Origin of the sequence: Enterobacter cloacae complex sp. ECL411, assembly GCF_021869665.1 — a bacterium.
Taxonomy (GTDB): Bacteria; Pseudomonadota; Gammaproteobacteria; order Enterobacterales; family Enterobacteriaceae; genus Enterobacter; species Enterobacter intestinihominis.
Window position 1 is genome coordinate 3485049 of sequence record NZ_CP091486.1, and the last position, 23052, is coordinate 3508100.

The following is a 23052-nucleotide window of genomic DNA, read 5'->3' on the forward strand; positions in this document are numbered from 1 at the left end:
ATGCCGCTCAATCAATGGCAAACTCTACTCTTAACATGACTACAGCACACTGAGGCAACCGGCGTCGCAGAGAATTAACTAATTGAAAAAATTAAAGATTAATTATCTGCTCATCGGCATTGTTACGTTGCTGCTGGCAGTGGCCCTCTGGCCGTCTATCCCCTGGTTCGGCAAAGCCGAAAACCGTATCGCCGCCATTCAGGAGCGGGGGGAGTTGCGCGTCAGTACCCTCTCCTCTCCGCTTATATACGACGATATCAACGGTAAAACCATTGGTCTTGATTACGAACTGGCACAGCTGTTTGCGGACTATCTGGGCGTGAAGCTGAAAGTCACCGTGCGGCAGAACATCAACCAGCTGTTTGATGATTTAGACCATGACCGTGCCGATATTCTCGCCGCAGGTCTGGTGTACAACAGCGAACGCAGCAAAAACTATCAGCCGGGCCCGACCTACTACTCCGTGTCGCAGCAGGTGGTTTATCGTGTGGGTAGCCTGCGCCCGCGCTCACTGGCCGACATCACCGACCAGCAATTGACCATTGCGCCAGGCCATGTGGTGATTGACGATCTGCGGGCGTTGAAAGAGAAAAAATACCCTAACCTCAGCTGGACGGTCGATCCTAAACTCGGCACGACCGAATTGCTGGAGCAGGTAAAAGATAAAAAGCTGGCCTATACCATTGCTGATTCGGTGGCGATCAGTCTTTTCCAGCGCGTTCATCCTGAAATCGCCGTGGCGCTGGATGTGACCGACGAACAGCCGGTGACCTGGTTTACCCAGCTGGACGACGATCAAACCGTCTCTGCGGCTATGCTCGATTTCTTTAATTCCATCAATGAAGACGGCACCCTGGCGCGTCTGGAAGAGAAATATCTCGGTCACGGTGACGATTTTGATTACGTTGACACCCGCTCCTTCCTGCGCGCGGTAGATAGCGTGCTGCCGGACCTGCAACCGCTGTTCGAGAAGTACGCTCAGGAGATTGACTGGAAGTTACTGGCGGCAATTTCCTACCAGGAATCGCACTGGGATGCTCAGGCCACCTCCCCCACGGGCGTGCGCGGGTTGATGATGCTGACCAAAAATACCGCGCAGAGCCTCGGCATTAGCGATCGAACCGATGCGGAACAGAGCATCAGCGGCGGCGCGCAATATTTACAGGATATGATGGCGAAAGTGCCGGAGACGGTCCCTGAAGGGGAGCGGATCTGGTTTGCGCTGGCCGCCTATAACATGGGTTATGCCCATATGCTCGACGCGCGGACGCTGACGGCAAAAACCAAAGGTAACCCGGACAGCTGGTCAGATGTAAAACAGCGCCTGCCGCTGCTTAGCCAGAAACAGTGGTACCAGAAGCTGACGTACGGCTATGCGCGCGGGCATGAAGCGTATGCCTACGTGGAAAATATTCGTAAGTATCAGATAAGCCTGGTGGGATATCTGCTGGAGAAAGAAAAAGAGGCGGCCGAGGCGCAACAGCTGGCTGAAAGCTATCCGGTGGTCGCACCGGACGAGCTTAATCACCCTGCGGTTTCAATTCTGCCTTTTGTTGCTTTTTCTGCAGCCGACGCATTCGAAAAAAGTCACTTAACAGACCCGAACATTCTGGTGCAAGTACCCCGCCGATAGTTTTCACCTGGTGGTTCATCCCCGGATGCCCAAGCACGTCCATCAGTGAACCAGCAGCGCCCGTTTTTTCATCCCGCGCGCCAAACACCAGCGTACCGATTCGGCTATGCACCATCGCCCCGGAGCACATCACGCACGGTTCAAGGGTGACGTACAGGGTGGTATCAAGCAGACGATAGTTTTGCAGCACCAGCCCGCCCTGACGCAGCGCCATAATTTCAGCATGCGCGGTAGGATCGTGACGGCCAATCGGACGGTTCCACCCTTCACCAATTACCTGATTGTTATGGACCAGCACCGCGCCCACGGGAACTTCGCCCTCTTCCCAGGCGCGCTGAGCCAGCGCCAGCGCGTGGCGCATCCAGTATTCATGATTGTGTTCAGGGTTGGACAAGGGCTGATACTCCAGTCGAAAAGCGGGCGGCATTATACACAGCCGGTACAGATAAGACTATTCGAGTTGCTGAAGTTCGCCCAGAGGCGTGACGCGCCAGCGGTGCTGGCAAAAATAGAGCAGCGGGTTGTCCTGCTTGCTGTCGCTGTAGCCGCTGTACAGACGCAGCGGCGTACCGATGCGTTTCTCCAGCTGCACCACTTTTTCATGTCCGAGGCAACGCAGGGTGAGCACCCAGCCGCCGTAGCCGCGCGCGATCTGCGTGGCGATAAGGTTTACGCGCGGCAGCCAGGGCGTATCATAATAGACCTGCTCCACCAGCGTCTGCGGGGAGCCGGTAATCAGCCAGATATCGGCATCGTTGGCGTCGAGATAGCTGGTCAGGCGCGCCTGGACCACGGGAAACGCGGCGACGTGCCCGCGAAACCAGTGGGCAAAATCCTGTTCAAGCTGCTTAAGACGCGCTTCGCTATGACCAAACGTACATCCCCAGAGCAGCAGGCTCATCGGCCAGCGCGCTGAACGGCCTTTCACCAGTAGCGCGATGCCAATAACGGGTAACAGGGGCAATACCAGCAACGCGTTAAGGGGCTGGCGCCGCAGCAGATAGCGCATAAAGGTGCCGAACATATCCTGCTGATGCAGCGTTCCATCCAGATCAAAAAAGACAACGCGACGCTCGTGATTTGCCAAACCTTACTCCTCTGGGTCGTTGAATCCTAATAGCCAGGTAAACAGGAACCCGGCGATCACCGCTACCAGATAGCCTAACAGATAGAGCATCACTTTTCCGGTCACGATGGTTAATGCCAGCGGTAAACCGGAAATCCCGAAGGTGATAACGGTCGCCACTTTCCAGTAGCTAATCAACGCCCCGCCCACCGCGCCACCGAGACAGGCGGCCAGGAACGGCTTGCCCAGCGGCAGCGTAACGCCGAAAATCAGCGGCTCGCCGATACCGAGCAACCCGACCGGCAACGCCCCTTTAATGACCTTTTTCAGACGTGCGTTGCGGGTTTTCATCAGCACCGCGATGGCCGCGCCGACCTGCCCAACGCCCGCCATCGACAGGATCGGCAGCAGGGCGTTATAGCCGTGCGCCTGTACCAGTTCGACATGAATCGGCACTAGCCCCTGATGCAAACCGGTCAGCACTAACGGCAGGAAGGTTCCGGACAGCACAGCCCCCACCAATAACCCACCGCGATCGATAGCCAGAGACGCGCCGTGGGCGATGGCTTCAGAGATGGCGCCGCCTAACGGTTGCAGCGCCACAATCGCCACGCTCCCGGTAATCAATGTGGTCAGCAGCGGGTTGAGGATCAGCTCAATCGAGCCTGGCAGCACCGCGCGCAGCTTTTTCTCGATCCAGCACATCAGAATGACCACCAGCAGCACGGCAATCACCCCGCCGCGGCCAGGCTGAAGCGCCTCGCCAAACAGCGTAATCTGCGCCAGCTGCGGGCTGGAGAGGATACCCGCCATAACGCCGCCCATCGCCAGCGAGCCGCCAAACACTTTGGCCGTGTTCACCCCCACCAGAATGTTCATGATGGCAAACACCGCGCTGCCGAAAATCGCCAGAATACCCAGCAGGTTCGGATACTGCGTGGCAAAATCCCCGACAATATCCGGACGCTTAAGAATATTGATAATCCCGGTGATCAGCCCCGACGCGATAAACGCCGGGATCAGCGGAATAAAGACGTTAGCCAGTTGGCGCAGCGCATCGCTCATAGGGGCTTTGTATTTGGCTTTCGCCTGCGCTTTGGTGCGTTCCGCATCGTCAAAGGCGGGAGCCGTTTCACCGCACGTCATCAGGGCGCGCATGGCATCTACCACCTGCGCCGCTTTGCCCGGACCGACAATCAACTGGTGCTGTTGCCCCTGCTTAACGTACCCGCTCACGCCGGGAAGCTGCTTAAGGCGCGTCAAATCAAGCTGTTCGTCGTTATGCACCTCGACGCGAACACGCGTCATACAGTTCTCAAGACGCTGAATATTTTTTTCCCCACCGATCCCGAGCAGGATGTCGCTGGCGAGCGCTGCTGTTTTGTCCATACACGCCTCTTATTGGTGTTCTAATGCCGCCCGTAAAAACCCGTGATGGGCTTCGAGTCTGGCTCTGGCCGCGGCTGCATCCAGCCCGGTTAATATCATCAGAATGGCGGGTTTTACATCGTGATCGGTCTGCTGAAGCACCTTTTCCGCCTCTTCACGACTGGCGCCTGTCGCTTCCATCACCATGCGACACGCTCTGTCCACCAGCTTGATGTTAGTGGCCTGCATATCCACCATCAGGTTTTGGTAGACCTTGCCAAATTTCACCATCGCGCCGGTGGAGATCATATTGAGCACCAGCTTCTGCGCGGTACCCGACTTCAGCCGTGTGGAGCCGGTGAGCGCTTCCGGCCCGACGACCGGAGAGATGGCAATGGCGGCCACCTGCGCAATCGGCGAGCCCGGGTTACAGGAGATGGCCACTGTGGTGCACCCGGTCTGTCTGGCATATTCCAGTCCACCAATGACGTACGGCGTACGACCAGAAGCCGCCAGGCCGACCACCAGATCCCTCGCGGTCAGGTTCAGCGCCCTGAGATCATCTTCACCAAGCTGTTTATTGTCTTCTGCCCCTTCTACCGCTTTCAGCAGCGCGCCGGGGCCACCGGCAATCAGGCCAACGACCAGCCCGTGCGGAACGCCAAAAGTCGGCGGACATTCTGAGGCATCCAGCACACCGAGGCGCCCGCTGGTTCCCGCTCCCATATAAATAATGCGTCCTCCTGCTTTCAGAGCGCCGGCAGCGGCGTCTACGGCTTTTGCTACCTCAGGCAATGTCTCTTTGACTGCCAGCGCGACGAGGGTATCCTGTTGATTAAAGCGGTTTACCAGCTCCAGCGTGGACAGTGCATCAAGATCCATGGTTTGCGGGTTACGCGTTTCAGAAACAAGAGAGCCAAGATTCATGTTATTTACCTCTGGAATTTTTAATTCATAATAAACGCACTATAATGGAATATAAAATTCATTCAGGCGAGCAAAATTCGTATTTGCGCGGGTAATCACATTTTCGCCAGGAGACCGTATGAACTGTTTAATTCGTATTCGTCAGCGCTACGCAGGGTTTGCCCAGAGTGATAAAAAGCTGGCGGATTTTTTACTTTCTCAGCCCGATCGCGCGCGACACCTCAGCTCCCAGCAGCTGGCAGGCGAAGCCGGAGTGAGTCAGTCGAGCGTGGTGAAATTCGCCCAGAAAATAGGCTATAAGGGCTTTCCGGCGCTAAAGCTGGCGATCAGTGAAGCACTGGTGAGCAACCCGAATCCGCAGTCAATGCCGGTGCATAACCAGATCCGTGGCGACGATCCGATGCGTCTGGTGGGCGAAAAGCTGATCAAGGAGAACGTGGCGGCAATGCATGCCACGCTGGATGTAAACACGGAAGAGAAGCTGCTGGAAAGCGTAGCCATGCTTCGCGACGCGCGGCGTATTGTGTTGACCGGGATCGGCGCCTCCGGACTGGTTGCGCGTAACTTTGGCTGGAAGCTGACAAAAATCGGCTATAACGCCATCGTTGAACAGGATATGCACGCGCTGCTGGCGACCGTGCAGGCCATGGATCCTGACGATTTACTGCTGGCCATCTCCTATTCCGGCGAGCGACGTGAAATTAATATGGCCACCGACGAAGCCCTGCGCGTAGGGGGAAAAATTCTGGCGATTACCGGATTTAGCCCGAATGCGCTCCAGCAACGGGCAACCCGCTGCCTGTATACCATTGCCGAGGAACAGGCCACTCGCAGCGCGGCGATTTCGTCGACGAGTGCGCAGATGATGCTGACGGACCTGCTGTTTATGGCGCTGGTTCAGCAGGATCTGGAGCGTGCGCCAGAGCGTATTCGTCACAGCGAAGAGCTGGTAAAAAAACTGGTTTGAACAACGAATGAGCGTATAATGCCCGCCCTGTTTGTGATGTTTCTGAGAATTTCCTGATGGCGCTGTTAATCACCAAAAAATGCATCAACTGCGATATGTGCGAACCCGAATGCCCGAACCAGGCGATTTCGATGGGCGACAGCATTTATGAGATTAACAGCGACCGCTGCACCGAATGCATCGGCCACTATGAAACGCCGACCTGCCAGAAGGTGTGCCCAATTCCCAATACGATCTTAAAAGATCCGGCACACGTCGAGAATGAAGAACAGTTGTGGGATAAGTTTGTCCTGATGCACCATGCGGACAAAATTTAACTCTCAATAATCACCGTCGCACAGGCATAGTGGCGTTCATCTGCAAGCGTTACGTGCATGTGCGCCACGCCCAGCTTTTCCGCCAGCTTAAGCGCCTCGCCCCATAAGCGCAGACGTGGCTTACCCAGCTCATCGTTAAACACTTCAAACTGGTTGAACGCCAGGCCGTTACGAATGCCCGTGCCGAACGCTTTCGCCGCCGCCTCTTTTACCGCGAAGCGCTTTGCCAGAAAGCGCACCGGCTGTTGATGCGCCTCCCAGATAGCCCATTCGTTATCGCTCAGCACGCGTCTTGCGAGGCGATCGCCGCTGCGGGCGATCACCGCTTCAATGCGGACTATTTCGACGATGTCGGTGCCTAAGCCCAGAATAGCCATTACTGACGCGCTTCCAGCATCAGGCGCTTCATCTCGGACACCGCCTCTTTCAGGCCACTCATCACCGCACGACCAATAATGGCGTGGCCAATGTTCAGCTCATGCATTTCCGGCAGGGCAGCAATGGCTTTTACGTTGTGATAGGTCAGGCCGTGACCGGCGTTCACCTTCAGTCCCAGGCTCGCGGCGTAGGTTGCCGCTTTGGCGATTCGCTCCAGCTCTTTCGCCTGCGCTGCGTCGTTTTCGGCATCGGCATAGCAGCCGGTGTGAATTTCAATATACGGCGCGCCCACGTCGGCAGCGGCTTTAATCTGGGTGAAATCAGCGTCGATAAATAAAGATACCAGGATACCGGCATCCGCCAGGCGTTTGCAGGCATCGCGCATTTTGTCGAGCTGCCCGGCCACATCGAGACCGCCTTCGGTGGTCACTTCCTGACGCTTTTCCGGCACCAGGCAGCAGAAATGCGGTTTGGTCTCGCAGGCAATCGCCAGCATCTCTTCTGTCACCGCCATCTCCAGGTTCATGCGGGTATCCAGCGTCTGACGCAGGATGCGCACGTCGCGGTCAGTGATGTGGCGACGATCTTCACGCAGGTGGACGGTAATGCCGTCGGCGCCAGCCTGCTCAGCGATAAATGCCGCCTGAACCGGATCGGGATACGCGGTACCGCGTGCATTACGTAACGTGGCGATGTGATCGATATTGACGCCTAACAGTAATTCAGCCATGACAATCCTCGGTATTTTTGGTCATTTACCTTCTCCCTCTCCCTCCGGGAGAGGGCTGGGGTGAGGGGTAAAACATTAGCGTTTCGGCATAAACTGCCTGAATAATTCGCGGCTCTTTAAAGGTTTGCCCCCAAGATACGGCTTGAGCGCGATTCGGGTAAAGCGTTTTGCCGCACGCAGGGTGTCGGCGTCCGGGAACTCGCGTTCATACAGTGCTCTGAGCTGGCGCCCGGTAAAAGTGCTGTTATCGACGACGACACTGGCAATAAAGCCCTTTTCCTCACGATAGCGATAGGTCATGGTGTCTTCTACCTCGTCTCCGCTTCCCGCACAGTGCAGAAAATCAACGCCGTAACCAAGGTGCCCGAGCAGCGCCAGTTCGAAACGACGCAGCACAGGCTCAGGGGTGCCGGTTGCGCCAGCAAGTGCCTGAATACAGTGCAGGTAATCAAAGAAAAGTTCAGAGAAGCGGGTCTCATGTTCAAGAACCCGTGAAATGAGTTCGTTGACATACAAACCGCTGTAGAGCGTGATACCAGAAAGAGGAAGCGCCAGGGAGACGGCTTCAGCACTGCGCAGGGTTTTGACTTCCCCTCGCCCGCCAAAGCGGACCAGCAGCGGGGTGAAAGGCTGCAAGGCACCTTTCAGATTAGAACGTCTGGAACGTGCGCCTTTGGCAACAAGGCGCACGCGACCGGACTCTTCCGTGAAGACGTCCAGCATCAGGCTGGTTTCGCTCCAGGGACGACTATGCAGGACAAAGGCGCGCTGCCATCCATCCATATGCTCGTCGTCTTAGGTTACTGATCTTCGCCGTAACCGAGGCTGCGCAGCGCACGCTCATCATCGGCCCAGCCAGATTTCACTTTCACCCACAGTTCCAGGTGAACCGGTGCTTCAAACATGTCCATCATGTCTTTACGGGCTTCGATTCCGATAGTTTTGATCTTGGCACCTTTATTGCCGATCACCATCTTCTTCTGCCCTTCTCGCTCAACGAGGATCAGACCGTTAATATCGTAGCCGCCACGCTCGTTGCTCTGGAAACGCTCGATCTCCACCGTCACAGAGTACGGCAGTTCAGCGCCCAGGAAACGCATCAGCTTCTCACGGATGATTTCAGACGCCATAAAACGCTGAGAGCGATCGGTGATGTAGTCTTCCGGGAAGTGATGAGTCGCTTCCGGCAGATGTTTACGCACGATGCCCGCGATGGTATCGACGTTCAGACCCGTTTCCGCAGACAGCGGGACGATGTCCAGGAAGTTCATCTGGCTGCCCAGCCATTGCAGATGCGGCAGCAGATCGGCTTTTTCCTGCACGTTGTCCACTTTATTGACCGCGAGGATCACCGGCGTTTTGCCGTCACGCAGCTTGTTCAGGACCATTTCGTCGTCCGGCGTCCAGCGGGTGCCTTCCACAACGAAAATCACCAGCTCTACATCGCCAATGGAGCTGCTCGCCGCCTTGTTCATCAGACGGTTGATGGCACGCTTCTCTTCCATGTGCAGGCCCGGGGTATCGACGTAGATCGCCTGATAAGCGCCTTCAGTATGGATACCGACGATGCGGTGACGCGTGGTCTGCGCCTTACGCGAGGTAATGGAAATCTTCTGTCCAAGCAGATTATTCAACAGGGTGGATTTACCAACGTTCGGACGTCCGACGATGGCAATAAATCCGCAATACGTTTTTTCTTCGCTCATTCCAGCTCCAGCATTTTTAACGCCTGTTCGGCGGCAGCCTGTTCAGCCTTACGACGGCTTGAACCCGTGCCGACCACCGGTTCACTCAGGCCACTGACCTGGCAATGGATGGTAAATTCCTGATCGTGCGCTTCGCCACGTACCTGCACCACCAGATAGGATGGCAGCGGGAGGTGACGACCCTGCAAATATTCTTGCAGACGCGTTTTCGGATCTTTTTGTTTATCGCCCGGGCTGATTTCGTCCAGACGGATCTGATACCAGTTCAGGATCAGCTTTTCTACGGTCTGGATATCGCTGTCCAGGAACACGCCACCGATTAATGCCTCGACCGTATCGGCAAGAATGGATTCACGACGGAACCCACCACTTTTCAGCTCACCCGGCCCCAGACGCAGACACTCACCCAGCTCAAACTCGCGTGCGATTTCAGCGAGGGTGTTGCCGCGCACCAGCGTGGCGCGCATGCGGCTCATATCACCTTCGTCCACACGCGGAAAACGATGATAAAGCGCATTTGCAATCACGAAACTTAAAATAGAGTCGCCCAAAAACTCGAGACGCTCATTATGTTTGCTGCTGGCACTGCGATGGGTTAATGCCTGTTGCAACAACTCCTGATGATGAAAAGTGTAGCCCAGCTTCCGTTGAAGCCGATTAATTACGATGGGGTTCATGCGATACCAATAAATGAATGCGTCAAAAATGCAGCACACGAAACCGACCTGAGAAAACCAACGCGGTTTCGTGTGCCGTGGCACCCTTGCAGGGCCAACCTTAAACTTCGGGGGAATATTCTATACGCAACGACAGGGGATGTCGTTAGTTCAAAGAGATTTATCGCTGAAATAATTCACGTAGCGGCGAATAAAAGCCGCTACGTGTTATTTTTGACGAAAATTAATGAATTCCGCCAATACGATTCAGGCGAACGCCGGTCGGCCACTCGCCTTCCTGCTTCTCGAAACTCATCCAGATAGCGGTTGCTTTACCGACCAGATTCGCTTCCGGCACAAAGCCCCAGTAACGGCTGTCCGCAGAGTTATCGCGGTTGTCACCCATCATGAAGTAGTGTCCCGGCGGCACAATCCAGGTCGCCAGCTGCTGGCCTGGCTGCTGGTAGTACATTGCCAGCTGGTCCTGTGCGATTGGCACGGTCAGAATGCGGTGAGTGACATCGCCCAGCGTCTCTTTGCGTTCAACCAGACGAATACCGTTCTCTTTGGTTTCACCTTTTGGCACCTGGAAGAATCCGCTGGTCGCTTCACCGCCATTACGGCGGGCGAAGGTCTGCACAAAATCACCTGGCTCAACGTTGGAGTAAGTGACTGGCAGCGCATTTTCACATGCAGTTCCAGAGCTACAGCCTGGCTGAATCCTCACTTCCTTCGCTATCGGATCGTAGGTTACTTTATCGCCCGGCAGACCTACCGCGCGTTTAATATAATCCAGCCGTGGATCTTCCGGATATTTAAACACCACGATGTCGCCACGTTTCGGATGACCCGTTTCGATCAGCGTTTTCTGGTAGATCGGATCTTTGATGCCATAGGCAAACTTCTCAACCAGAATGAAATCACCGATCAGCAGCGTTGGCATCATCGATCCTGACGGGATCTGGAACGGTTCATAGATAAATGAACGCACCACCAGCACAATCGCCAGCACCGGGAAGACCGATGCCCCTGTTTCCAGCCAGCCCGGTTTTGGGCCGACTTTTTTCAGGGTTTTCGCGTCCAGCGTATCGCCCGTGGCTGCCTGCGCGGCAGCCTGACGTTCACGGCGTTTTGGGGCGAAGATAAACTTATCCAGGCACCATAACAGACCTGTTACCAGGGTAGCGATGACCAAGATCAGGGCAAACATGTTCGCCATGCCAACTCCTTAAGGTTATTTACCGTTTCCGTCTTTACCAACATGAAGGATGGCAAGGAATGCTTCCTGCGGCAGCTCAACGTTACCGACCTGCTTCATACGCTTCTTACCTTCTTTCTGCTTCTGCAACAGCTTTTTCTTACGGCTGACGTCGCCGCCGTAGCACTTAGCCAGAACGTTTTTACGCAGCTGCTTCACGGTTGAACGGGCAATGATGTGGTTACCAATGGCCGCCTGAATCGCAATGTCAAACTGCTGACGCGGGATCAGCTCTTTCATCTTCTCAACCAGCTCACGACCACGGTACGGTGCGTTATCGTTGTGGGTGATCAGCGCCAGGGCATCAACACGCTCGCCGTTGATCAGCACGTCCACGCGAACCATGTTGGAGGCCTGGAAGCGTTTGAAGTTGTAGTCCAGTGACGCATAGCCACGGGAGGTAGACTTCAGACGGTCGAAGAAGTCGAGCACCACTTCCGCCATCGGAATTTCATAGGTCAGCGCCACCTGGTTACCGTGGTACACCATGTTGGTCTGCACGCCACGCTTCTCAATACACAGGGTGATCACGTTGCCGAGGAACTCCTGCGGCAGCAGCATGTGACACTCTGCGATAGGCTCGCGCAGTTCCTGAATATTATTCAGCGGCGGGAGCTTGGAAGGGCTGTCGACGTAGATGACCTCTTTCGACGTGGTTTCTACTTCGTAGACAACCGTCGGGGCGGTGGTGATCAGATCCAGATCGTATTCACGCTCCAGACGTTCCTGAATGATCTCCATGTGCAGCAGACCGAGGAAGCCACAGCGGAAGCCGAAGCCCAGCGCCGTTGAGCTTTCTGGCTCATAGAACAGGGAAGCATCATTGAGGCTCAGCTTTCCGAGCGCATCGCGGAAGTTTTCGTAATCGTCGGAGCTGACCGGGAACAGACCCGCATAAACCTGCGGTTTCACCTTTTTGAAGCCTGGCAGCGCTTTATCTGCCGGGTTACGTGCGCCGGTCAGGGTATCGCCCACTGGCGCGCCGAGGATGTCTTTAATTGCACAGACCAGCCAACCCACTTCGCCGCATTTCAGTTCGGTACGGTCAACCTGTTTTGGCGTGAAGATGCCAAGGCGGTCAGCGTTGTAGACCTGCCCGGTGCTCATGACCTTGATTTTGTCGCCTTTACGCATGGTACCGTTTTTAATACGCACCAGCGAGACAACACCCAGGTAGTTATCAAACCAGGAGTCGATGATCAGCGCCTGGAGCGGCGCATCCGGGTCACCTTCCGGCGGCGGAATGTCACGCACCAGACGTTCCAGTACATCCGGAACACCTACGCCGGTTTTTGCCGAGCAGCGCACTGCATCGGTCGCATCGATACCGACGATGTCTTCAATTTCTTCCGCTACGCGCTCAGGATCGGCGGCTGGCAGGTCGATTTTATTCAGAACCGGCACTACTTCGAGATCCATTTCCATGGCGGTATAGCAGTTTGCCAGCGTCTGGGCCTCTACGCCCTGCCCGGCATCCACCACCAGCAGCGCGCCTTCGCAGGCCGCCAGCGAGCGTGACACTTCATAAGAGAAGTCAACGTGCCCTGGGGTGTCGATAAAGTTCAGCTGGTAGGTTTCACCATCGGAAGCCTTATAGTCGAGCGTCACGCTCTGGGCTTTAATGGTAATACCGCGTTCGCGTTCCAGGTCCATGGAGTCCAGAACCTGGGCTGCCATTTCACGATCAGACAGGCCACCGCAAATCTGGATAATACGGTCAGACAGCGTCGACTTACCGTGGTCAATGTGAGCAATGATGGAGAAATTTCTTATGTTCTTCATATGTATGAATTTATTTACTCGCTATGCGGATTAAATCTTCTTGATGGACACAGCGGTGGACACTCCACAGTAACTACCCCATCAACGACTGGCATGCATATTACACTGTAGCGCCCAAATCGTCAGCATACGATCTCCTGTTCATCGTGTGATAACGAGTGCCTACGGTTAAGCAATGAAAATTAAATTGTTGGGCAGTCATCATCGCTCAGCGCACGGTTGATGAAGAACGTCACTCTACCCAATACCTCAACTTCTTCCAGCGCAGACCCTTCGATCGCTTCGCCGTCGTCTGTTATGAGCGATCGTCCCATCAGCTTGGCAAACTGTGTGTGTCCGTCGCACAAAATCAGCAACACATCTCCTGGTGTCTTCATCACTACAGGCTCGATAACCGCGAATCCCATATCAGTTTCAAGAACCCTGCTGTCGGCACCCATGTTGCACAGAATTTCGGGAGTGAGCTGGCGCTCAACGTAATCAGCTGCTGGTGATGCAAATCCCATCAGTGGACCCTCCCCATGTTACGCAGGATCCAGTATCTGTTATCACTGCCGTCAGTTGTCTTATCTGCAAAACCGGGTTGATAGCGTTCTATCCATGAGTTAGCTTCTGCACGGCTGAAGTGCCAGTTCTTCTCGCGCAAATTATTGATGAATTTGTTCGTTTTGAGACAAAGGTAACCCTTTGGATTTTGCTCTATAGAGGCTAAAAAAGCTGCGTGAATATCATATTGACGAGGCATAGCAGCACCCACACTTGCTTATTGACTGTATGCATATACAGTAGTATTTTTGTATCAACAGATCAAGTCAGCAAGGATGGAGAGTGATGTTCGTTGAGCTGGTTTATGACAAGCGAAATGTTGAAGGGCTCGAAGGGGCCAGAGAAATCATTCTGGACGAGCTGACGAAGCGGGTGCACCAGATTTTCCCTGATGCCGAAGTGAAGGTGAAGCCGATGCAGGCGAACGGCCTGAACAGCGATGCCAGCAAAAGCGATCGGGAAAAACTGAACCGCTTGCTGGAGGAGATGTTTGAAGAGTCCGATATGTGGCTGACCTCTGAGTCTCCTGCTGTTCGCCAGGTTGGCCTATAAATCTTGTTCGGTTAATATTCCCCACGTTTGCTCGGGCATGAACACTGAGCAACCAGCCGCCGCCCGTTCTTTCTTAAGACGGGCGGCGGTTTTCTTAGCGAAGCCGTTTCAATATGCTGTCTTCAGGTATATCAAGCTCCACCCTGTTTTAGCTCATCAACCTGTTTACTAAGTTCTGCTACCTTTGCGTTAAGTGCCTTAATGGCGGCCAGAGCATCCATAAGCAATGGGTTAAGGTCAAGGGTCATTTTGCCCACTCCCTCGGCGCTGTGAACGTATTCCGGGTCAATCTTTTCAATTTGCTGCGCGATTACACCACGGCGTACTGCTTCACTGTCGTCATCCTTATACCTGAACGATACGAACTCCATCGCATCGATGTTTGCCAGCGCGATTTCCGTATCAAGTTCAGTGATATCTTTCTTAAAGTTGATATCAGATGTCCCAACCGCCTGCATCTGCGTCCACGGGTAAACGTTCGCACCGATATCAAAGGCTGCGTCAGAAATATGGCGCACATAAAATCCCTGCTCAATGCTGATCCAGTACTGCTGGCGGCGGTCGTCGGAGTATGCAGTCATAAAGCCGCTGCCCGCTGTTGACGGCTTCCATCCTGCGGCGCTTGACTGTCCGTATACCCCGGTCTGCCCCAGAGGTAATCCGGGATTATACTGCTGGATTTTAACTAGATTGCCGTACCCTTGCAGTAAGACATCACCGAGCGTACCGTTTACATTGTTTTTGAGTGCTGCGGTTCCGAGCCCGAAGTTTGTGCGGGCATCTGCCGCATTTTTCGCACCAGTACCCCCTTGCGCCACGCTTAGTGCTGTGGTCAGCCCGGAAAGGCTGGTGATGTCGCTGTTAGCCCCTTTCTTTGCCAGCGATCTCTGACCCGGCACAGTGACGGCCACACCATTGATGGTGATAGTTACGTCAGATGTCCCATTCATCACATCAGCGAACCCACTCATGTAGCGCTGGTACATCGTGAAGGTTTCTGCAATATCCTGTGCCAGTCCATCCACGCTCAGGCTGTCGCTCAGCAAAATCGAAAACTTTGTCCCCGCAGGGATTGCAGGACTTGCCGCAGGTGTCACGGTGAGGTTTGTTGCCCCGCCGATAGCGGTAATCTGGAACACCTGTGTGGGGCTGGTCAGCGCAATGACAGTACAGCCGTTGCGGATGAGTGAGCCAGCGGCAGTGAAGTTTGTGCCGGTACCTGTAAGGGTGTTTCCGCTGATGGCGATAGTGCCGGTGGTATAAATCATGTTTTCTCCAGGCAATAAAAACCCCCGCCGGAGCGAGGGTGCATTTAAAGGGTGATATTTTTCAGACGTACATATCGGGAAGAACGGGAAGATTGAGGGGCGTTACCGTGTCATTACCAAAAATGGCATATTGTTCGCGCCCGAGATATTTCCCACCCTGAACTGAAGCACTGCCGTTCTGTATTTTTATTCCGAACATTCGATACACGTACATGCCATTTACTTCGTGAGCCATCAGCCCGAACCTGCCCAGCGGAACATAGCCGCTGCCGATGCTTACGGCATTTTTCGAAGGCGTCCAGAGTTGGTTGAGGTAGACGAAAGGCCGCTTTGTCGTCGAAAACGTGCAAGCCCCGGCTGCATTGAAGATGTTGAGGCCGGTGCCCGGCTGAGGCGCCACGCCACTGGCAAAGATGACAATATCTATCGTGCCGGTCGTCGGAGCATCATCGTTGGTGGATGGAGGGCTGAAGAACCTGACCGTGTTGCCATCGAAATCGACTGTGTTACCGCTATTGCAGCGCCCAAAGACGATATATTTGGACTTGTCGTACCCCGCTATCGTGGGAACTGCCCAGCCGCCAGTGGGAACATTGACGGCACCCTTCCAGATACACTGTCCTGACTGTGTAGCATTGGTTATTGAGGTGAAGTCAGTACTGTTGCTGATGAGAAGACCCACACCACTACGCTGGCCTGACGGAAATATCTGCCAGAGGCTACCGGGGAACGTGTACGTACTTTCACGCTCACTGATGCTTACATCCTTCATCGTGGAGTTCTGCGTCACGCGGCCACCGGATATGGTGACCGAGTTCATTTTATGAAGCAGCCCTGAATCAAGATAAGCCGTTGCGTGAGGGATAAACAGCACCTGCGAACCGGATACATAACCGGAAATATCCGCGTACTTGGCTTTCTGATATCCACTGTCAAAACTTGCTCCAAATGACGGGCATCTCAGCCCCGCCGTTATCTCCATAGGTTTCCCGCCGTCGTTCAGCTCTATCAATAACCCTGTCGGCATATTATCACCATGTCCCAAGTACGATCCGGCCACCACCCGGAATATTGATGGTGACGCCGTTGCCATTAATGACTGTGGTATTACCGGACCCGTTAAATGAAAAATTACCGTTGGTTGCATAAATGGAGCCACGAACGGTCACATTATTGAACGTCGCGTAGCCAGACTTGTTGATGTGCCAGCCAACATTTCCGGTGCCGTCCCATGTTGAAGACTGAATGTAGTTTCCTATTTTGGCATTGCTGATGGTACCGTCCTTGATGAACGTATCCCGGATGAAGGTCTGTCCGTTCTGGATCACAAATGGCAGCGTAACTGTACCGCCAGCCTGAGTCATCACAGCGAAGCGGTCTGCCAGGAAGAGCACCTGCGACTGCATTCCAGATGGCGTATTCTGAACACCAACCCCCATCCCTGCTGCATACTGATTACCATTAGAATCAACAGCGACCTTGATGCTGTACATCGCATTCAGGTCGCCGTTGACGTTCGCAATGGCCTGCGCGTTGGTGGTGATCGCTGAAGTGTGCCCGTTGATGGTCGCCGTAATGCCGTTTATCTGCGTGGCCGTGGCCTGCTGATAATTGGAAAACGTCTGGTTCAGGCTGTTGATTGCTGCCTTGTTGCCGTTCACGTCAGTCTGCAAACTCAGCAGCGAACGCGCTGTTGCCTCCCTGTCGCTTGCCATAACATTATCAATACGATCGATGCTGGCCTTACTGTCACCGTACTGCGCGCTGAGTCTCACCTGCTGATCAACCTGCGCCAGCGTACTCGTTATTAGCGCGATGGAGTTACTCTGAATACCGCCGCTGGCCTTATCAGTTTGTGCTCCCAGTTCTTCCAGACGTGATGCCATTGAGGAATCGAGGTCTGTGACAACCTGGCTAAGGTTGGTGATTGATGCAGTATTCTGAGCACCTACAGCAGCTGCTGAATCAGCTTTGTCAGATGCGGCCTGAGTGGCAGCCGTCAATTGACTTACCGCAGAAGCGCGAGCTTCAGTTTCCGTTGCTAACGCCTGGCGAACTTCAGTAATACCCGCTTCATTCTGTGCAGTTTGTGCCTCAAGACGGGTAACATCCGTGACGCGTGCTTCCGTCTCAGTGGCGATCACCTCCCGGAGCTGTTCGAATGTCGCAGAGTTAGCCCCCTGCTGCGCAGTCTGGCGCACAACAACATCAGCAATAGCCAGGGCGTTCCCAATGATTGCTTCTGCTGTCTGCTTATTCGAACCTACGGCGGCAGCCAGACCATCGGCGTTCTCCTTAATCGCGTCAGAAAGTTCGGCCAGTTTCTCGCTGCTGGCTACAGCACTCTCAATCAGATCCTTAAATACCTCAGAATCTTTAATCTCCTCCAGGATCACATCGGTGATGTCGGATACATCGATGCTGGCCTGCCCGCGCACCCAGTCGGTCCATCCGCTCTGATTCCCGATCCTGTCGACAAGCCGCGCCTGGTACCAGAATTCCTGCCCCGCCTTCAGCCCCATCTGCTGATAAAGTTTCTGCGGATACGGTACAGATGCCAAAAGCATCGGATTCGAACCGTCAGCGGCAATGCTGTATTGCAGTTCAGTGCTCAGGGTGTCGCCGGTATTAGCCGGGAACCCCCAGGTAACATTGATACCAAAAACAACATCTTCAGAGGCCGTAAGGCCGACAGGTTTTGGAACGTCACCCGTGCGTCCGGTAAGATGAGTCAACGCAGACGTGGCCCAGAGACTCGATGCACCGCCGGAGTTGATCGCGCGTACACGGACCAGATAATCGCCCTCGAAGATGCCAGGCACTTCGATATTGCGAAGACCGGTCTCCGGTACGTTAACCCACTCATTGTCACCGCGCTTCCACTGCACCCGATAGGCTATGACATCCGCCTGTGGTTTGCCGTTCTTGTCGACCGGCGCATCCCAGGATGCCGTCAGGGTAGCCACTCGCTGCCCCTGGCGCACTGCGTCATAGCTCGCTACCACGATATTGGTCGGCTGGTTGACGAGGCCGGTTGGTATCAGACTAATTGGCGGCGTGTCCATGCGGGCATTGTTATCAACAGCGTCATATTTCGACGTGTTATACTCCGCTCCAGTGATGGTGAAGGTGTTTTCCTCATCATCAAATTTTAGGTTCGTTACCCTGAAATACTGCAGGCGCAGCTGACCAGCATCAATTACGAATACGGCATTAGGTAATGGCGCCGCCGTGAACGGCGTGGACACGATCAGCTGCGTGCCGTTTACGGCCTGTATCACCCGGCTCTCAACGGTACCGCCCTGGGTGCGAATCATCAGCGTATCGCCCGCCACCGCGCTGGTGCCCCGGTCAGTGGTCACGGCCTTAAGCCCTGCGTTGTACCCGGTGATACGCCCGCCATAAACGCGCCCTGACAGGCGTTCATCTGCAAACGCAAATACGGTGCCCGGCACGAATACAAAGCCATCAAGCCCGGTCTGTAGCGTAATAATCCGGTCGAGTGAGTTGGAATACACCGCCCACCCGCCACGGCGCTGTGCTTCGCTCTCGCGCGTACAGCCGATTGCGGTGATCTGCGTCTGCTTAAACTTGAACTGCTTAACCAGGTCCGGGAACATCACTGCTGTTGTGCGGTCCTGATAGTGATTGTCAGGGTCGCTGAAGTTAATCAGCGCGCTGGAGAAGCGGGTCTTTTCACTGCCGCTCGAGTAAACCGGTTTGCCCACCACCGAAGCGCGGGTAAGGATTTGCAGCTTCGACGTATCCGCCGGCATGTCCGAGACAACATTGAACATATTGTTGCCCCAGAACGTCATGCCATTGAACCCTGCGGCGATATCCTTGATCACCTGCCAGGCGTCGGCCTGCGCCTGAATGTACACGTCAAACATGAAGCGCGGCTCGGTACCGCTTCCTCCTTTCCCGTCGGGTACCTTCTGGTCGCAGCGCTGGGCGATGCGATAGAGCTCCCACTTATCGAGCATTTCTGGCGTCACGCGGCGGCCAAGGCCGAAACGCGGCTCTGTCAGAACATCGAACCAAATCCAGGCCGGGTTATTCGTCCAGCCCCACTTAAACGTCCCGTCCCATGTGCCGCTGTAGGTTCGGGCTATCGGATCGTAATTCGAAGGGATGCGGATAATGCGCCCCTTAGGTTTACAGGAAACCTTCGGGATATTATTGAACGATTTGGCGTTGAACGACACATACAGCAACGCCGTGTGGGGATAACGCAGGCGCGCATCAATAACCTCAGTGATCGCCTGTACCTGCGTTTTGTTCTGCAACATCTGGCTGGTGCTGTCGTCGGTGTCGCGAACCACGCGAATCTGCCAGCCCGTACTGGCTTTCGGAAGATTAATGCGATGGGTGAGTTCATAGAGCGAACTGAGCTTCTCTGTGACGGTTCTTGTCATGACCGTAGAGAACGCACCACCATCTACAGCAAGATCGATATGGTACTTTACGGTAGTGCCGACAATATCCCCGTCGTTTTCCTGCTGCTGCAAACCCGGAATACCAATGCGAACGAGCACAGCGTCAATCTGGGTGTTGCTCAGCGCGCGCGTCCAGGGCGTGGCTTTTGTCAGCGATACGCCGACTGTAGTTTCGTTCTCCACTGCGGGGAAACCCGGAATCGGCGTCTGGGTCTGTGTGCCTGGCCGAAATTCCCAGGAAACGTTTTCAAAGTTCATCGTTCCGTCTGAGTTTCCCAGCGGCGTACCGTCCAGGAAAATGCTGGTCGCATCCAGACCACCAGCAAACTCACCCTCCCCGAGCGCCAGCAGCATGCGGCAGCGCGCCATTGACTGCGCCGAATCAGGTTGTTCTACAGGTGTGTGCTGCTTCTGGCTGCCACCCTTTGCACCAGTGATCGCTTCCATATTACATCCATAAAAAAAGCACCCGACTGGGTGCTTGATATTCAGAAAGGAGTTATCAGATGTCTTCGGCGACTATGCCAGCGCTGATGATAGCGCCGCCGATCTCGCGCTCACCATAAAGAAGCGCGACCGGGTTTCCCATCGCAAGGGTATTAACTGAGCCACCAAAGGCATAAGAGGGTTTATTGTCAGGGTCGTCTCGCCCCTGCAACCCTTTGGGCTGGGGCGAAAGCATCTGGTAAATACCGCCGGCCATCATTGACGCGCCCGACATGATAAGTCCAGCCCCAAATGTCAAACCTACGCCCGTCCAGCCGGTTACCACTCCAGTAATGACACCAGCAACAACCATCACGGCGCCGAGGATTGTCTGGAACATGCCGGCCTTCTTCGCCCCTTCCATAACTGGCGCTATGCGAATATCGCTATCGCCTGCCAACTCCTGGAAGTCCTGCACGCCTATGTTGCGCTTACCGCGAAACACCGCGAAGGTCATGCCATTTTTTTTGGCATTCATCAGATAGTCTTCCAGCCCGTCGAAGTTGATACATAGGGCTTTTACCGCTTCGGCAGATGTCTGCACTGCCAGTTTATGCACACGCCCGAAGCGGGCGCCCAGTGCGCCATACAGACGAATGGTGGTTAAACGCGCCATGGCTTTATCTCCTGCGGCAGGTCTTTGTGACGAACGCAGATCATCGTGCGGTCTTTGAAATAGCCTCGGGCATACGGGGTAATGCAGGAAGGCTGGCCGTAAAGGTGGTGGAGCAGTTCACCTTCTTCAGTGATGATGCCCGCGTGGTTCCACTTAGCGGATTCAACCTGCATGATTACCATGCAGCCTGGCGCGGGGTCGCATTCGACAAACCCTTCCCGCTCCCAGTTTTCGAAATAGAGATTGTCCGGGTACTGGCTTTCCCACCACGGGTAATCGACGCGAAAATCGTTCAGCGTGACGCCCTGAATGGCGTGCCAGTCCATAATCAGCCCCCAGCAGTCATTCGAGCCCAGGATAAACGGACGCCCAATAAGCGGCACCGCCTCCGGCATTATCTCGGCGTATTCATCGCTGTCCGGCGCGTAAATGCCCCAGACCACGCCGGAGTTATTGCACTGTTGTCGGTCCAGATCGGACGGAATAGGCCGGGCACCGTCGCCAGGGTGGGAGTGGATGACGCGAATAATCGTCCCGATATCTTCGGCGTTAGCCCAGTGCTCGCCGTCGATGCGGAAATGCTCTGTCGGATTTTCGTGCGTATTCGGCACGGGAATGTAGCGCTGGCGACGGCCAGACTGAATAACGAAGCCACAGCACTCACGCGGGGATTCCTCCAGTGCATGCGCCCGGATAGCTGCCATTATGGTTTTATTCATTGGTACGTCCGGTTATCGGGAAAAAAGCACGGTGGCTGGATAGCCCCCAAAATCAAGGGTCGCGGTATTAGGCTCTGCCAGCCCGGCACCAAACCGCTTACGGCAGTCACTCAGGCAGCCGCCGCACACATCCAGCGCCGGGTCAGCGACAGGATTACCCTTCGCATCAAAATACGCCGTGCCGTTGTAGGTGCAGCCGTCGCCGCTACGGTATTGCCCGCGCAGCGCCCACTCGCAGAGAGAGGTGATTTGCCGTGTAGGAATGACCAGATTTTGCAAATCGGCCGGGCTGCTGAGTGACCAGGTAACTACCTCGTCGTCTTCGGAGGTTTTGGTGTCAAGCCAGAAGGTCTGAAGCGTGAACATCGACGGGTCGGCGGTCGGGTTCACCCCACCAGGGTAATTCACGGCATCGAGGTAAACCGAATAGGTGTCGATAATGCTCACTTTGGCATTAACCATGTCTTTATATTGCAGGCATAGCGCCGTGATATGACCGTCGAGGTTGGAAACGCTAAGAGACGGCTCCGCCGCCTGGTCTGTTGATAGCTCCAGGCCTGAAACCTGAAACGGCCAAAAATCGTAGGTATTCCCACCGAATACGATTGGCTTTGGTCCGAGCTTTTCTTCATCACCATTGGCAGCGTCGATCTCTTCCGGTGTATGGGGGAAAGGTGCGTAGTGGAAACGGTGAATACCGCCACTGAACTCTGAGGCATCAACTTCAACCAGGCGGACTCTGCCACCTGGTGCCAGCATCGCCGCCTGATCGACTAATGCCATTATGCGTACACTCCGTAAGCCCGTTTGATGGTGAACGTCAACTCAGCAACTTTGCTGCTGATCTGCGTTTTACGAACGGAATCGGCGACTACCCGATAAAGCCCCTTCGCTTCGCCGGGCGGCGTGATGATGAAGGCCTTCACGGTATGAGCCAGGAGAAAATCACGAATCCTGTCCACCTCCGTCTCGGTGCCGGTATGCTTCATTGGCACCTGAATAGCAGTAGAGTTAATGCCATTATCAGCAACCTGCTCATAGCCATCACCGAACTGCGCCGCGCGCACCGTTTGACTATATTCAATCGCCCCAGCACCGAGCTGCGAGCGCCAGCTGTATGTTTCAACTGCCATATTTACTCCATAAAAAAAGCCCCGCGTATGCGAGGCTCTGTGTCGGTTCAAAGTATGGGCGATACTTTGTAATAAACTGAGAACGGTTTAACTTCCATTCATTTCGACAAGCCGGTAATCAGTTTTCCCATCCTTGTCTTCAATGCATTCAGCTCTGAATTTCTGCTCAAGACCAAATTTGTTTTTAGCGCTAAATTCCTGCGTCGCGTAGAACTTACCGTCATTGCCGAGCCATCTGTTAGAGCCAAACGCCGACATATCCAGGGTGCTTTTATTGATCACTGACTTTCTAACGTAAGCTTCACAGGCATTACGAAGTTCATCTAATTTTTTATCTGCAAGTTCCTTGGCTTCTTTTTGCTTTTTTTCTTGCTCGGTTGGTTTATTAACCACCGCTGCAACAAAAATCACAATAAGAAGAAGCAGCAACAGCCCAATGGTTCTTAGGATCTTCTTGATTATTTTATTTAACACAATCATCCCCTGATCATTATGGTTTTCAACA

At 54.5% G+C, this 23052-nt stretch carries 25 protein-coding genes; 4 read left to right on the forward strand and 21 right to left on the reverse strand.

The features are described from left to right. Positions 1-82 precede the first annotated feature (82 nt). On the forward strand, positions 83-1633 hold the full coding sequence (gene mltF / locus L3069_RS16510) for a membrane-bound lytic murein transglycosylase MltF (RefSeq protein WP_032623752.1): 1551 nt from the start codon (positions 83-85) through the stop codon (positions 1631-1633). Here mltF and tadA read toward each other — a convergent pair. Genes tadA through murQ form a run of 4 tightly spaced genes read right to left on the reverse strand, consistent with a single transcriptional unit; the run spans position 1521 to position 4994 of the window. Further along, positions 1521-2060, reverse strand: a complete 540-nt coding sequence (gene tadA, locus L3069_RS16515) for a tRNA adenosine(34) deaminase TadA (protein ID WP_023300729.1) — start codon at positions 2058-2060, stop codon at positions 1521-1523. The genes mltF and tadA overlap by 113 nt on opposite strands. Positions 2061-2084: 24 nt before the next feature. Beyond that, on the reverse strand, positions 2085-2720 hold the full coding sequence (yfhb, locus tag L3069_RS16520) for a phosphatidylglycerophosphatase C (RefSeq protein WP_022649033.1): 636 nt from the start codon (positions 2718-2720) through the stop codon (positions 2085-2087). A 3-nt stretch (positions 2721-2723) separates the two neighbouring features. Further along, entirely contained in the window at positions 2724-4088 is a 1365-nt protein-coding gene (locus L3069_RS16525; RefSeq protein ID WP_038416517.1) for a PTS transporter subunit EIIC, read from the reverse strand. A gap of 9 nt (positions 4089-4097) precedes the next feature. Continuing rightward, complete coding sequence (gene murQ, locus L3069_RS16530; RefSeq protein ID WP_038416519.1) at positions 4098-4994, reverse strand: N-acetylmuramic acid 6-phosphate etherase; 897 nt, start codon at positions 4992-4994, stop codon at positions 4098-4100. A gap of 118 nt (positions 4995-5112) precedes the next feature. Between murQ and L3069_RS16535 the strand changes: the two genes are divergently transcribed. Beyond that, positions 5113-5961: a MurR/RpiR family transcriptional regulator gene (locus L3069_RS16535; protein ID WP_023300733.1), complete on the forward strand. Its 849-nt coding sequence runs from the start codon at positions 5113-5115 to the stop codon at positions 5959-5961. A 56-nt stretch (positions 5962-6017) separates the two neighbouring features. Next, a complete protein-coding gene (locus L3069_RS16540) occupies positions 6018-6278 on the forward strand; it encodes a YfhL family 4Fe-4S dicluster ferredoxin (RefSeq protein ID WP_023300734.1) in 261 nt (86 codons plus the stop codon). Here the strand turns inward: L3069_RS16540 and acpS are convergent. The 9 genes from acpS to L3069_RS16585 all read right to left on the reverse strand — a co-directional run bounded on the left by acpS (position 6275) and on the right by L3069_RS16585 (position 13533). Then, a complete protein-coding gene (gene acpS, locus L3069_RS16545; protein WP_038416520.1) occupies positions 6275-6655 on the reverse strand; it encodes a holo-ACP synthase in 381 nt (126 codons plus the stop codon). The genes L3069_RS16540 and acpS overlap by 4 nt on opposite strands. Continuing rightward, entirely contained in the window at positions 6655-7386 is a 732-nt protein-coding gene (gene pdxJ, locus L3069_RS16550) for a pyridoxine 5'-phosphate synthase (protein WP_015572143.1), read from the reverse strand. Before pdxJ ends, acpS begins: the two co-directional genes overlap by 1 nt. 75 nt (positions 7387-7461) lie before the next feature. Next, on the reverse strand, positions 7462-8169 hold the full coding sequence (recO, locus tag L3069_RS16555) for a DNA repair protein RecO (protein WP_015572142.1): 708 nt from the start codon (positions 8167-8169) through the stop codon (positions 7462-7464). Between the two features lie 17 nt (positions 8170-8186). Next, complete coding sequence (gene era / locus L3069_RS16560) at positions 8187-9092, reverse strand: GTPase Era (RefSeq protein ID WP_022649038.1); 906 nt, start codon at positions 9090-9092, stop codon at positions 8187-8189. Beyond that, positions 9089-9769, reverse strand: coding sequence for a ribonuclease III (gene rnc / locus L3069_RS16565; RefSeq protein WP_038417063.1), 681 nt, complete (start codon positions 9767-9769; stop codon positions 9089-9091). The genes era and rnc overlap by 4 nt, the downstream gene beginning before the upstream one ends. 223 nt (positions 9770-9992) lie before the next feature. Then, the gene (gene lepB / locus L3069_RS16570) at positions 9993-10967 is read right to left on the reverse strand and encodes a signal peptidase I (RefSeq protein WP_022649040.1); all 975 of its coding nucleotides are present in this window, start codon (positions 10965-10967) and stop codon (positions 9993-9995) included. A gap of 15 nt (positions 10968-10982) precedes the next feature. Continuing rightward, entirely contained in the window at positions 10983-12788 is a 1806-nt protein-coding gene (gene lepA, locus L3069_RS16575; RefSeq protein ID WP_022649041.1) for a translation elongation factor 4, read from the reverse strand. Positions 12789-12970: 182 nt separating this feature from the next. Continuing rightward, positions 12971-13294: a hypothetical protein gene (locus tag L3069_RS16580; RefSeq protein WP_047050338.1), complete on the reverse strand. Its 324-nt coding sequence runs from the start codon at positions 13292-13294 to the stop codon at positions 12971-12973. Next, entirely contained in the window at positions 13294-13533 is a 240-nt protein-coding gene (locus L3069_RS16585) for a hypothetical protein (protein WP_039270171.1), read from the reverse strand. Before L3069_RS16585 ends, L3069_RS16580 begins: the two co-directional genes overlap by 1 nt. 86 nt (positions 13534-13619) lie before the next feature. Here L3069_RS16585 and L3069_RS16590 point away from each other — a divergent pair, with 86 nt between their 5' ends. Further along, on the forward strand, positions 13620-13886 hold the full coding sequence (locus L3069_RS16590; RefSeq protein ID WP_039270169.1) for a DinI family protein: 267 nt from the start codon (positions 13620-13622) through the stop codon (positions 13884-13886). Between the two features lie 131 nt (positions 13887-14017). On the opposite strand, the gene L3069_RS16595 is transcribed toward L3069_RS16590, so the two are convergent. The 8 genes from L3069_RS16595 to L3069_RS16630 form a co-directional block, all read right to left on the reverse strand. Continuing rightward, entirely contained in the window at positions 14018-15154 is a 1137-nt protein-coding gene (locus tag L3069_RS16595) for a tail fiber domain-containing protein (protein ID WP_080373380.1), read from the reverse strand. A gap of 61 nt (positions 15155-15215) precedes the next feature. Continuing rightward, a complete protein-coding gene (locus L3069_RS16600; protein WP_039270167.1) occupies positions 15216-16181 on the reverse strand; it encodes a DUF6453 family protein in 966 nt (321 codons plus the stop codon). A 4-nt stretch (positions 16182-16185) separates the two neighbouring features. Next, positions 16186-20040 (reverse strand): phage tail protein, encoded by a 3855-nt coding sequence (locus L3069_RS16605; protein WP_039270165.1) that lies wholly within the window; start codon positions 20038-20040, stop codon positions 16186-16188. Between the two features lie 55 nt (positions 20041-20095). Then, positions 20096-20695 (reverse strand): tail assembly protein, encoded by a 600-nt coding sequence (locus tag L3069_RS16610; RefSeq protein ID WP_039270163.1) that lies wholly within the window; start codon positions 20693-20695, stop codon positions 20096-20098. Next, a complete protein-coding gene (locus L3069_RS16615) occupies positions 20683-21414 on the reverse strand; it encodes a C40 family peptidase (RefSeq protein WP_032621517.1) in 732 nt (243 codons plus the stop codon). Before L3069_RS16615 ends, L3069_RS16610 begins: the two co-directional genes overlap by 13 nt. A 12-nt stretch (positions 21415-21426) precedes the next feature. Continuing rightward, positions 21427-22197, reverse strand: a complete 771-nt coding sequence (locus tag L3069_RS16620) for a phage minor tail protein L (protein WP_039270158.1) — start codon at positions 22195-22197, stop codon at positions 21427-21429. Next, positions 22197-22547, reverse strand: coding sequence for a phage tail protein (locus L3069_RS16625; RefSeq protein WP_039270157.1), 351 nt, complete (start codon positions 22545-22547; stop codon positions 22197-22199). Before L3069_RS16625 ends, L3069_RS16620 begins: the two co-directional genes overlap by 1 nt. Positions 22548-22634: 87 nt before the next feature. Then, the gene (locus tag L3069_RS16630; RefSeq protein WP_127365414.1) at positions 22635-23021 is read right to left on the reverse strand and encodes a hypothetical protein; all 387 of its coding nucleotides are present in this window, start codon (positions 23019-23021) and stop codon (positions 22635-22637) included. Positions 23022-23052 lie beyond the last annotated feature (31 nt).